This is a genomic window from Chryseobacterium indologenes (assembly GCF_018362995.1).
GTDB lineage: Bacteria > Bacteroidota > Bacteroidia > Flavobacteriales > Weeksellaceae > Chryseobacterium > Chryseobacterium indologenes_G.
Map to the genome: position 1 here is coordinate 4,374,423 of NZ_CP074372.1, position 12,312 is coordinate 4,386,734.

General features: G+C 36.1%; 11 protein-coding genes. 1 reads left to right on the forward strand and 10 read right to left on the reverse strand.

The features are described from left to right. Position 1: 1 nt before the first annotated feature. From DYR29_RS19900 to DYR29_RS19945, 10 genes are all read right to left on the reverse strand, one after another. Complete coding sequence (locus DYR29_RS19900; protein ID WP_047424290.1) at positions 2 to 580, reverse strand: TMEM175 family protein; 579 nt, start codon at positions 578 to 580, stop codon at positions 2 to 4. Beyond that, positions 573 to 1,112: an NADPH-dependent FMN reductase gene (locus DYR29_RS19905; protein WP_047424292.1), complete on the reverse strand. Its 540-nt coding sequence runs from the start codon at positions 1,110 to 1,112 to the stop codon at positions 573 to 575. Before DYR29_RS19905 ends, DYR29_RS19900 begins: the two co-directional genes overlap by 8 nt. A 14-nt stretch (positions 1,113 to 1,126) precedes the next feature. After that, positions 1,127 to 2,026 (reverse strand): pirin family protein, encoded by a 900-nt coding sequence (locus DYR29_RS19910; RefSeq protein WP_213278215.1) that lies wholly within the window; start codon positions 2,024 to 2,026, stop codon positions 1,127 to 1,129. A 59-nt stretch (positions 2,027 to 2,085) separates the two neighbouring features. After that, positions 2,086 to 2,397 carry a GNAT family N-acetyltransferase gene (locus tag DYR29_RS19915; RefSeq protein WP_213278216.1) on the reverse strand — a complete coding sequence of 104 codons (312 nt, stop codon included), beginning with the start codon at positions 2,395 to 2,397 and terminating at the stop codon, positions 2,086 to 2,088. 154 nt (positions 2,398 to 2,551) lie between these two features. Then, positions 2,552 to 3,427, reverse strand: coding sequence for a pirin family protein (locus DYR29_RS19920; protein ID WP_213280661.1), 876 nt, complete (start codon positions 3,425 to 3,427; stop codon positions 2,552 to 2,554). A gap of 134 nt (positions 3,428 to 3,561) precedes the next feature. Then, the gene (locus tag DYR29_RS19925; RefSeq protein WP_213278217.1) at positions 3,562 to 4,965 is read right to left on the reverse strand and encodes an MFS transporter; all 1,404 of its coding nucleotides are present in this window, start codon (positions 4,963 to 4,965) and stop codon (positions 3,562 to 3,564) included. 138 nt (positions 4,966 to 5,103) lie between these two features. Then, complete coding sequence (locus DYR29_RS19930; protein ID WP_142719267.1) at positions 5,104 to 5,916, reverse strand: hypothetical protein; 813 nt, start codon at positions 5,914 to 5,916, stop codon at positions 5,104 to 5,106. 382 nt (positions 5,917 to 6,298) lie between these two features. Further along, positions 6,299 to 7,966, reverse strand: coding sequence for an asparagine synthase B (asnB, locus tag DYR29_RS19935; protein WP_213278218.1), 1,668 nt, complete (start codon positions 7,964 to 7,966; stop codon positions 6,299 to 6,301). 320 nt (positions 7,967 to 8,286) lie between these two features. Then, a complete protein-coding gene (locus DYR29_RS19940) occupies positions 8,287 to 9,954 on the reverse strand; it encodes a GLPGLI family protein (RefSeq protein ID WP_213278219.1) in 1,668 nt (555 codons plus the stop codon). Between the two features lie 183 nt (positions 9,955 to 10,137). Further along, positions 10,138 to 11,343, reverse strand: coding sequence for an RsmB/NOP family class I SAM-dependent RNA methyltransferase (locus DYR29_RS19945; protein ID WP_213278220.1), 1,206 nt, complete (start codon positions 11,341 to 11,343; stop codon positions 10,138 to 10,140). 435 nt (positions 11,344 to 11,778) lie between these two features. Between DYR29_RS19945 and DYR29_RS19950 the strand changes: the two genes are divergently transcribed. Next, the gene (locus DYR29_RS19950; protein ID WP_047373671.1) at positions 11,779 to 12,123 is read left to right on the forward strand and encodes a zinc ribbon domain-containing protein YjdM; all 345 of its coding nucleotides are present in this window, start codon (positions 11,779 to 11,781) and stop codon (positions 12,121 to 12,123) included. The last annotated feature ends 189 nt before the right edge of the window (positions 12,124 to 12,312 follow it).

Genomic DNA, 12,312 nt, shown 5'->3' on the forward strand with positions numbered 1-12,312 from the left:
ATCAATTTTCTTTTAATGATTTTTCGATTCTTCTGTCCGGAATCAGCCATATAAGAGCCACTAGATAATAAAAACCTATGGCAATATAAGGATAAAAAAATGAAGTAGCGATGCCAAGAACATAAAAAATAATAGAGATATACTCTTTATATTTCGAATGAATGGCCTCTTTTAGCTTGGAATCTTCTCCCTCGCACCGGATAATGACGTGCTCCAGAATGGTATAGGCAATTGCCGCCATAATGAGTCCGATACCATACACTGCAACAGGATTTTTAGCGAAACCGGTAGTTCCGATCCATTCTGTGGCAACAGGCATCAATGAAAGCCAGAACAAAAGGTGAAGATTGGCCCAAAGAATGCTGCCATTTACTTTTTTTACCGTCTGAAACAAATGATGATGGTTGTTCCAGTAGATTCCTACATAAATAAAACTGAAAATATAAGCCAGGAACTTGGGAAGAAGAGGTTTGAGACTGGCCCAGCTATCTCCCTCAGGTACTTTCAGTTCAAGTACCATAATGGTGATAATAATAGCCAGGACACCATCACTGAATGCCTCCAGTCTTCCTTTATTCATTGGTTTTAACCTGATTTTTAAAATTCTGTATTTTGCCTTTCAGCTCATTCAGCATATCCGGATTGATGACTCCGCTTTCCATGTCAAAATTTTCATAAAACTTCGGCAGTGAAAAAGTATCCTTGATATCTGCTGCAAACTGAGGGAAAAATGTTTTTGCTGTATTCATTACATTTCCTCCGCCGTAACCTCCGGGGGAAGTACTCATCAGAAGCATGGGTTTATTCTGAAATACTTTTACATTAATTCTGGAAGACCAGTCAAAAACATTCTTAAAAGCTGAGCTGTAAGAACGGTTGTGCTCCGCAAGAGAGCAGATGATGACATCACATTCTTCAATGGCTTTTAAAAACCCATGAGCTTCATCCGGAAATCCTTTCTTTTCAAGATCTACAGAGAAAACAGGCATAGTGAAATCGTTGAGGTCAATCAGATTGATTTCTTCATCCTGAAAATCTTTCAGAACGAATTTTACCAGTTCCCTGTTGATAGAAGTGGAAGACGTACTTCCTGCAAATGCTAATATTTTCATGGTTTGAACTGAAATTATTTTCTGTTTAAAATAGCCTTAGGAAGCGGAACGTATTCATTTTCATCGCCCGAAACCAAAGGAAACGCATCATGATTCTGATCATTCCAGTTTACTTTTGCCTGATCAATTAATTCTTTATCAGAGTTAACGAAATTCCAGAATATAAAACGTTCTTCATCAAATGGTTCACCACCGAAAAGATATACCGTTCCGTTTTCGCTCATATCGAATTCACAAAGCTTGGTATCTTTAGCGATCATCAGCTGTTTTGAGCCATAAGAATTTCCTTCTGTGGTAACTATTCCGTCCAGAACATACATTGCAGCTTCTCCGTAAAGATCTTTTCCAATGCTTATTTTCTTAGCCTCTTTTGTTTTTATTTCGATGAAAAATAATTTGCTGTGTACAGGAACCGGCGAGGTTCTGCCAAATGCTTCGCCCGCAATTAGTTTATACTGAATACCATCTTCTTCCCAAACAGGAATCTCATCTGCTTCAATATGATGAAATGTAGGCTCAGACTGCTCAAGGTGCTTCGGAAGTCCTACCCAGATCTGAAATCCGTGAAGTCTTTTATCAGTGTGTCTTAAATATTCAGGAGTTCTTTCTGAATGTACAACTCCTTTTCCGGCAGTCATCCAGTTAACGGCACCTGGTTTTATTTCAAGAGCACTTCCAATACTGTCTCTGTGGAAAATAGAACCTTCCAGCAGATACGTTAATGTAGATAACCCGATATGTGGATGAGGAGGAACATCAAGATTCTGATAATCCTTTAATTCCGAAGGTCCCATATGATCAATAAAAACAAAAGGTCCAACAGCTCTTTTTTCACGAAAAGGAAGAAGTCTTCCTACCAGGAAATTTCCGATATCTGCAGCTTTTTCTTCAATGATAAGTCCAATATTTGACATGATGATGTGATACTTTTTAAAATGTTAATTAAATAAAATTGAGTGGGCTTACAGGAAATTTAAAGTTTGTCATATCCTTCAAATTTCTCATCCACGATACGTTTCCATTCAGGATGTTTCTTAATAAAAGCGAAAACGAAAGGACAGAAGGGAAGAAGTTTTTTTCCGCTTTCTTCGATATAATTCAGCGTTTTTTCTACTACGGCAGCCGCGGCACCTGTTCCTGCCAATTCAGGGTCTGCTTCAGTATGTACCAAAGCGATCTGGTGCGTTGTCTCACGATAATCAATGAATGCATAATGCCCGTTGAATTCTATTTCAAATCTTTTTTCTGCTTTTACAAGAGATATATTTTCAAATTCTGGTTTCATAATTTTGTATTAAAAGTGTCTGTTTTGCAATAGAATAAACAGAACTCAGTTGTTAAAACAGCTAAACCTTATAGGTTTCAAAACCTACAAGGTTTGCCATTATATAAAGTTAATAAAAAAGGAATTATCTAAGATTAAGATAAATTTAATTCTTTTAATCTTCAAGGTATCCGAACTTTCCGGTGTTGAAATCCTCAAAAGCCTGCATAATTTCCTCTCTGGAATTCATTACAAAAGGGCCGTGGGGATAGATCGGTTCGTTGATCGGTTCACCACTGATGATTAAAACAACAGCATCTTCTTTTGCTTCAATTGTGAAAGTTTCTCCTTCGTTTTTAAATAATGCAAGATGATCCGTTTTCACCGTTTCTTCACCATTGATGATAATGCTACCTTCGATAACCAAAGCTGCGGTATTGAAATGAGCAGGAAAATTAAAATCGGCTTTTCCTCCTGCCTTAAGTTTGGCATTCATCATATGAACCGGAGTGAAAGTGCTTGCAGGACCTTTATGACCGTCATATTCGCCGGCAATTACTTCCACAAAACCATTCTCACCCAGATCTACTCTTTCCATTTTAGAGTTTTCAATAGCCTGATATTTCGGGCAGCTCATTTTATCCTTTGCCGGAAGATTTACCCAAAGCTGAACCATCTGAAAAATTCCTCCTTCTTTTGCCCATGCTGTTTCATGATATTCTTTATGAAGAACTCCTTTTGCTGCGGTCATCCATTGAACATCACCTTCTCCTATAACACCGCCGCCGCCAGCGCTGTCATGGTGTTCTACTTTTCCGCTATACGCTATTGTTACTGTTTCAAAACCTCTATGTGGATGAACTCCTACACCTCTTGGTCTGTCGGAACCATTGAAATGAAATTTTGAATTGTAATCAAGCATAATAAACGGGTCCATTCTTTTCATATCTAAACCGGATACTCCCGGAATAAAATTGTGAACCCTGAATCCATCGCCTACAAAGTGCGCAGGTCTTGGAGGTACTACGATTTCTATTTTTTTAGTTGCCATTACATTGTTGATTATGTAAACAAAATTACCATAGTTATGTTCGAAAAGCATTGATCTGTGTTAAGTTCGTAGGAAGGGTAGAATGGCAAAATGAAAGAGTGAAATTGTAAATTGGCCCTTTAAAGTTTTATTCTTTATTCTTCCTTCGACTTCATATTTTTTCCATCCGAAATGTGCAGTCTTCTGAAAACAAATCCTGATAAAATCGTTAATATTCCTACCGTAAGAAATGTAAGTCGAAAGGCATTGTGGATTTCACCATTAATAAGATCTGTATTTTCAAAAAGTTTTAAAACAATCAGTCCGAATGCAATCCCGAAACCGATAGCCAGCTGTTGATTCACTGAAATTAAAGAGTTTCCGCTGCTGGTCTGGAAATTCCGAAGGTCAGCAATAGAAATAGTGTTCATAGAGGTGAACTGTATAGAGTTGAAAAAACCTAATACTGCGATAATGGGAACAAACCAATATAAAGAAGTGTGTATATCAGGTATGGCAAGAAGGCAGATGAGTGTTCCGATGATGAACGTATTCACCATTAAAGTCTGACGGTAGCCATATTTATCCAGAATTTTAATAACATATGATTTTCCGAAGATCGCTGTAATTGCCATGGGAGCAATGATCCATCCTGAAGTTACTGCAGACTGTTTATACGCAATCTGAATCATCAGGGGAAGCAATAACGGAACAGAACTGATTCCTAATCTGGTGGCAAGATTTCCTACAATACCTACACGGAATGTTCTCACCTGAAAAAGATTTAGCGGGAATATAGGATTTCCTCCTCTTTTAGCATGTTTGTAATAATAATAGAGGAACAGGAAGCCCATAATGAATACAAGCAAAACAGGGGTAATATTCTGTATGTCCCCAAAAAGTTCCAGTGAAACCGAAAGCAGAAGGGAGGCTGCTGCAAATATTAAGAACCCTTTTAAATCAAAATCAACATCATCCGACTTATAATTGGGCATAAATTTTATTCCTAAAAGAATCCCTAAAAGACCGATCGGAATGTTAATCAGAAATATCCAGTGCCATGAAAGGTAATCTACCATATAACCCCCGACTAATGGACCGAGTACTGGACCAATAAGGGCTGGGATAATGGCAAAGTTCATCGCTTTAAGCAGTTCACCTTTATCAAACGTTTTGATGAGTGCCAACTTCCCGACAGGAGTCATTAAACTTCCTCCGACTCCCTGAATAACCCTTGAAATAACCAAATGAGTAAGATTCTGAGACAAGGAACAAAATAAGGAGCCTAAGCTGAACAGTATCAACGAGAAAATAAATATTTTTTTGGTCCCGAAGCGGTCTGCCAGAAATCCGCTGGCAGGCATGAAAACAGCTAATGTCAGAACATAACTGATAATGGCGTTCTGCATATTAAGCGGAGACTCGTGCAGATCTTTTGCAATAGCGGGCAGAGAAGTATTCAGGATGGTGGAATCCAGCATCTGCATAAAAATAGCAGTGGCCAGAATTAAGGGAAGTATTTTTTTTATGGACGTCTGTTGTGTGTTTGCTTCTGTCATTTTGTATAGGCTGGAACGTGAAAAATGTCCAGACTTGTTTTATGTGAAGAGCCGCTTTCTTTAAGCGGTTTGATCTTTAGATAAAGAAATCCATATAAAATTAAAAAAGTCCTGTGAAATTTCACAGGACTTTTTGATTTATTTTCTAGGTTTTTCTACTCCTTTCCATTCATCACCGGCTTTTCTGTACTGGCTTAAAGTGAAAGTCTTGAAATCCTTTGTTTTGTATTCGATGTTATCGGTATTCTGCTCAAACGGCATAATGTAATAATATTCAATGTCTGTTTTATCAGATTTATTTCCTTTTTTTACAGTAGGAACATATTTTGAAAACTTATAGCTTGGAAGATATTGTTTCAGTCTTGCGTAGAAAGCTTTGTCTTCTTTTTCGCTAGGAATGATATCTACAATATTCAAATCGTCTTTTTTCTTATCAATCCAAAGATAATACGTCTTTTCTTCTCCTATGTTTCTGTTGAATGAGTTGAAAGCAAATAATTCTTTCGGTACAAGTTCCTTGATTTTTTCAGGATCAACCTTTGTGTAGTATTGTCCTTTTGAAGGATCTACATACGTTTCAAGATTATACATTAAAACAGAATTGTTTTCAAATTTTTTATTTTTAAAATATTGATTTAAAGATAATTCTGCAGTGGCTCTGAGTTCTTTACCTCTGGCATCCAGTTTTTTTGTTGGATTCTGAGGATTTACATATTTTACAAATTCATATAAAACAACAGGTTTTATATCTTTAAGGTGAGGATACGTTTTTAGCTGCTCTGCTTTTACAAGCCAGTAGAATTGTTGGTAATAATCATCTTTATCCTGATCTTTTACACTCTTATAAGCCAAAGCAAGCTTCTTTGAATTCAGATATTTGCCATATTTTCCTTGTCCAAAAGCAAAACTTATGGCTAATAAGGCAAATAAAACAGTTAGGTTTCTTCTCATTTTTTTATAATTGATATTTTCGTTTTCCAAATATAATTATTTATTAGATATTATTTTGGATTGTCAGTTAAATTATGCCATATTGTTATTGTTAATTCAAAAGAAAATCCTGTATTGCTACAGGATTGATAAATTATAACTGAGGAAGTTATATGTTTGAATAAAAAAAATATATATTTTAATTAGTGAATTAATATTATTGACAAGGTTAAATAAACGCTATGGTCGCAAGGTTTATATTTTAATCCCATATATTTCGTTCGTAAGGGCACTTCGTTCAGCGAGGATATCAGTTTGTCTGTTGCTAAGTGAAACGCCTTTGCGATCGTTCTTAAACACTAATGTACTCTGCGTTAAAATATCCCGAAACAAATAACATAATCTAATACGACGTTTCATGTACTTTCACAGCTCTTCCGCTCGGATCATTCATTTTTTTGAAGGCTTCATCCCATTCTAAGGCGATAGGAGTGGAGCATGCAACAGATGGAACAGAAGGGACAGTAGCTGCTGCCGTTTCACTTGGGAAATGTTCTTCAAAAATAGTTCTGTATCTGTATTCTTCTTTGTTCTGAGGAGTATTTAGCGGAAATCTGAATCTCGCGTTTGCCATCATTTCATCCGTTACTTCTTTTTCAGCAACTTCTTTTAAAGTATCGATCCATGAATAACCCACACCATCTGAAAACTGTTCTTTCTGTCTCCAGACAATAGAATCAGGAAGAATGTCTTCAAAGGCTTTTCTCAATACCCATTTTTCGATTTTTCCTTCAGCGGTATTGATCATTTTATCTTTTGGGTTAAGAGTCATGGCAATATCCATAAATTCTTTGTCAAGGAAAGGAACTCTTCCTTCAATTCCCCAGCTCATTAACGCCTTGTTAGCTCTTAAGCAGTCATACAGGTGAAGTTTACCCAGTTTTCTTACTGTTTCATCATGGAATTCCCTTGCGTTAGGAGCTTTATGGAAATATAAATATCCACCAAATAATTCATCTGAACCTTCTCCTGAAAGTACCATTTTTATCCCCATAGACTTGATTACTCTTGCCAGTAGATACATAGGAGTGGAGGCTCTGATTGTTGTTACATCATAGGTTTCCAGATGGTAAATTACATCTCTTACAGCATCCAATCCTTCCTGTACGGTAAAGTTAACTTCATGGTGAACAGATCCGATGTGCTTTGCAGCAGTCTGTGCAGCAGCCAGATCAGGAGAACCTACAAGTCCTACGGCAAAACTATGAAGTCTTGGGTACCATGCTTCCTGTGTATCTCCGCTTTCTATTCTCTGGCGGGCAAATTTTGCAGTAATTGCTGATATAACTGAAGAGTCCAAACCTCCGGAAAGAAGCACTCCATAAGGAACATCACTCATCAGTTGTCTGTGAACAGCATCCTCAAGGCCTTTTCTCAATTTTGCGATATCTGTTTCATTTTCTTTCACGTGATCAAAGCTGTCCCAGTCTCTTGTATACCATTGCTGAAGTTCTGTGCCGTCAGGACTGTAAACGAAATGACCCGGTAAGAAAGTTTCGATTTTCTTGCATACTCCTTCAAGGGCTTTTAATTCAGAAGCTACATAATAGTTGCCGTTTTTGTCCCAGCCTTGATAAAGAGGGCATATTCCCATATGGTCACGGGCAATAAGGTAGACATCATTTTCAGTGTCATATAATGCGAAGGCGAAAATTCCGTTCAGTTTTTCAACGAAATTTTTTCCATATTTTCTGTAAAGAGCAAGGATAACCTCGCAGTCAGACTGAGTCTGGAACTCATAATCAGGAAATTCTTCTTTTAATTCTCTATGGTTGTAGATTTCGCCGTTCACAGCTAATACTACTTTTCCGTCTTTTGTAAATAAAGGTTGTTTTCCAGAGGTAGGATCTACAATAGCAAGTCTTTCGTGAGAGAAAATTACTTTTTCATCCTGAAAAACTCCACTCCAATCCGGTCCTCTGTGACGGATTTTTTTTGACATTTCCAACACCTGAGGTCTTAATACTTCAGTTTTTTGTTTGGCGTCAAATAAACATACAATTCCACACATAATTTCTATTATTTATGTGACAAAAGTAAAGGTGATGTTTATAAATAACAATGGAAAATGTTTGAAACGGAATATTTTTAATTAATTAATGTTTTAAAGTTAAAAATATTAACTATTTGTTCGATTTGGCGTGTTTTTGATTGATTTTTTTCGTCAGGCTAAAATTTGTGATATTTCTATACAAAATAAAAATGACATATTTATTAATCTATGGTAATTAATTATATGAATTTTAACCCTTACTTTGTGGCTCGAAATAATTTTTTTTCATCATTTGTGTTTTTACCTTCTTGCAATTCTCATGCAAGAAGGTTTTGTTTTTATTGTACTCCAAGTAACGTTCCCGAAACATTCCATGAGCTGAAACTTGTACCTTCGGAAGCTCCCTGAGGAATTTTTACCTGGATTGTATGTTTACCCGCTTTCAAATCTCCAAGAGGAATGAAGTTAGGATTGGTAACCGTTCCCGGGCACCAGTTTGATCTGCTGAGGTCTGATGACGAAAGACCGTCCTGGAAATTTCCTGATGCAGGATTGTACAAACGGTACGAACCACAGTCTGTTCTCCATGGCACGAATGAAAATATTTGATTTCCATCAACGAAAATAGAATTGGCTTTAGGAACAAACTCATCGCCGTTTTCCCAACCTCCATGTCCGGTTGTGGTATATCTTAGCTGAGCATTTTTCAAATCTTTATTTACAGTAAAATTAACAAGGAGCCCTTTATCCTGATTGAACATCGTAGAATAATCCTGTCCGGCCATTTCCATAATATTTAAAGTATTGAATAATGGTATCGCTGTATTATTTTTATTAACTGTCTGATCGCTTTTGTGAATAGTGATATCAAGGCTTACTTTATGTCCTCCTTTGTCATAGTTGCCAATAAATGTACCTACCCAAAGTTCTTTTCCGGATAATGCAGGTTTAAGCTCTGTAATATCCTGACGGTAAGGGCTAATGGTCTGCCAGTTTTTTCCTTTAAGCTGAATATGATTGAATTTCTGGATTCCAAAAGCGGTAAAGAATCTCATCATTTCCATAGCAGGGCTATAGTTGTCTGTAGTAGTTATCCCATAATACTGCTTTCCGTTTCCATTTTCGTAGACAGGTAGTGTTTTTGCTCCTTTTTCCAATCCGTCAAAAAAGGATTTTTCTTTATCCTGAGGAATAAAAAATACGGTTCCGGTTCTGTCATAGGCATCACCGTTTGATTGCTGTTTCAGTTCTACAAAAATATTTTCACCTTCTGTAATAGCCGGGAATTTTATCTTTTTAAGAATGATCGTACCGTTGGCGTATCTTTTTATCTTATCATCTGATTTAGAAGCATCCGAAAAATTGATCGTTTCATTTTCAAAAACATTCAGAGTGGTAAATCTGCTTTTCCAAAGTAAATCTTTGTATCCCAACTGATCTGTTGTCTGTATGTTTCCTTTTATAATATTTTCAATTCCGGTATTTTTTATTTTTTTGATCGAGCTGGCTGTAATTAAAGAATTTTTATTTCTCTCCACTTCCAGAACCAGACCTAAACTCTGTCCCAAAACAGAAGGTCCGCCTTTTAGTTTTAAATCATTTGTATACCAGATTTCAATGGTATTTGAATTGACTTTGGTAACCGCTTTTTTACAGTTGTATCCTAAAATCTTTTTAATTTCATTGGTAAGTTCAAAATCCTGTTTTCCTACAGACTCAGCATCTGATGTTGAAATAATGGATTCCGGTTTTAAAAAAGCATATGAAATAATAGTATTTGATGGCTTTTCTACCTTAGTGATTTCATAAGGAAAGCTGCTTTTTTGTTCTTTGATTGTACTGTTGAGGATGAAGTTTTCTTTCTCATTAACCCAAACAATAGTGGAGGGCTGGTCAGCAATAGTTTTCCCGTTATATGAGCTGGTATACTGAATTTCATAGGTCTGTGCAGAAAACAGACAGTATAAGAAGACGGCCAGAAAATTGAAAACAGTTCTTGTATGCATAAAAATGAGTTTGCTGCAAAGTTATTCTAAAGTTTCCACAGCATCAAAACGGTTTGATCTATACAGTTAGTAGACAGTATCCTTTAAATGTTACAAAAAATGTTACATTTTTTAAAAAGATTTTTAAATAAAAAAACTACTCCAGAAAATAGAGTAGTTTTATATATTGTTTATTGGTTGAGATTAAGAAACTCTCTCAATCAAAGCCATATAGAATCCGTCATAACCTTCGCTAGGCATTACTTTTTCATCCTTAATCATTTTGAATCCAGGATTGTTTTTGATGAATTCATCTACCTGCAGATTGTTTTCAGAAGGAAGGATAGAGCATGTAGCGTACACCATTTTTCCTCCTTTTTTAAGCATTTTAGAATAGTCCTGAAGGATTTGCTGCTGTTCTTTTTTAATTCTGTCAATAAAGTCCTGATCAATTTTCCACTTACTGTCCGGGTTTCTTTTTAAAACTCCAAGACCGGAACATGGTGCATCAATCAAAAGTCTGTCAGCTTTTTCATGAAGACGTTTGATCACTTTGTTATCAGCAATCATACGGGTTTCAATATTGTGAGCTCCGGCTCTTTTAGCACGGCGCTTCAATTCGGCAAGTTTCCACTCGAAAATATCCAGGGCAACAATCTGACCTTTGTTTTTCATTAATGCTGCCAGGTGAAGTGTTTTTCCTCCCGCACCGGCACAAGCATCTACTACTCTTTGTCCTTCCTGTACATCAAGGAAATACCCGATCTTTTGAGAAGAAGCATCCTGAACTTCAAATAATCCTTCCTTAAAAGCTGTGGTAAGAAAAACGTTTTTCTTCTCTTCTAGCTGAACAGCATCAGGATAATTTTTAATAGGGAAAGAAACAACACCTTCATCAGAAAGGTCAGAAATAAGTTCTCTTGTTGTTGTTCTTAAAGAGTTTGCTCTTAAAACAGTAGGTGCCTGCTCATTCAAAGCTGCCATTTCTCTTTCCCATTTGGGTCCAAGTTCTTTTTCAAGAGTTTCAGCAAGCCATTCAGGAATAGAATGTTCTATTGCTTTTGTAGGAACTGTATTCTTTTTAAGTTTTGTAAGAATGTCGGCAATTTTGATTCCGTCAAATTCTTCAAATTTTTTATAGTTGGTCTTACTCCAAAGTAAATAGGCGATGATAAGCTTGTAAATATTGTTGGGTTTTACACCTTCCCCCATATAATATTCAAGACGTTTTTTCCAACGGATAATATTGTAGAAAATCTCAGAAACAACGGCTCTGTCCTGGCTTCCCCATTTTCTGTTTGCTTTCAGAAGTCTTTCAATAACCTTATCGGCATATTTGTTTTTTTCAAAAAATGTCTCCTGTAGGGCATCGTGAATTCCGATGGCCAAGTTTCTGTGAATAAGTTCCATAAATTTGCTTCGCTGTTTGAATCTGCAAAAATACGACTTTTAATTGAGAGTTGAGGATTTGGGTGAGAGAGTTTGAGAATAGGAGGATTGGTGGTGAATAGTGAATGGTCAATCTGTTTATTAATTTTTTAAATGGTAGAAATGAATTTTAATGCTGAATTTGTAAAGATTTTCTGAATATTTATAATTTTTATTTGTTGATAATAGCCTTTCACTTTAAGACAAATAAACCTGTATTTTTGCCTAATGAGAAATATTTGTTAGCAAAATATGCACTGTTCATTACTATACTTTATTTTCTTTGCGGCAAGTTTATTTAATTTATATTAATTCACATAGTTGTGTAAAATTAATATATGCTTATCATCTACTATACTGATCTTTATCTCTTGACTTCAACCTCCAAAAAGCTCTACCTTTGCAAAAAATAAAAATATGAGTGACACAGTACTTTGTCCTAAATGCAGCTCGGAGTTTACTTACCCAAGCGATAATATGATGGTATGTTCCCAGTGTTTCTACGAATGGGATCCTGCAGAAGCGGCTTCAGAAGCGGCCAATGAAGGAAAAATATTGGATTCAAACGGAAATGAACTTCAGGATGGAGATTCCGTAGTTGTAGTAAAAGATCTTCCCGTAAAAGGAGCACCAAAACCGGTGAAAGCTGGAACAAAAGTGAAGAATATCCGTCTGAGACCAGGAAGTGATCACAATATTGACTGTAAAATTGATGGTTTCGGGGCAATGGCTCTTAAATCAGAGTTTGTAAAGAAAGCATAAGAAAATGCTGTTTTCTTATGCCCTAAAAATAAGAAAAGGAAAAAATTGGACAGTGTAATCTTTCTAAGACTTAATTGCAAGATTGCTAATGTCCGTCTGGAAGGCAGAAAGAGAAATAACCAAAAATTTCCTTAAGCTTTGGAAGTACAAATGTAAGAAAAAGTTTGAATAACAGATTCTTATGTTTGT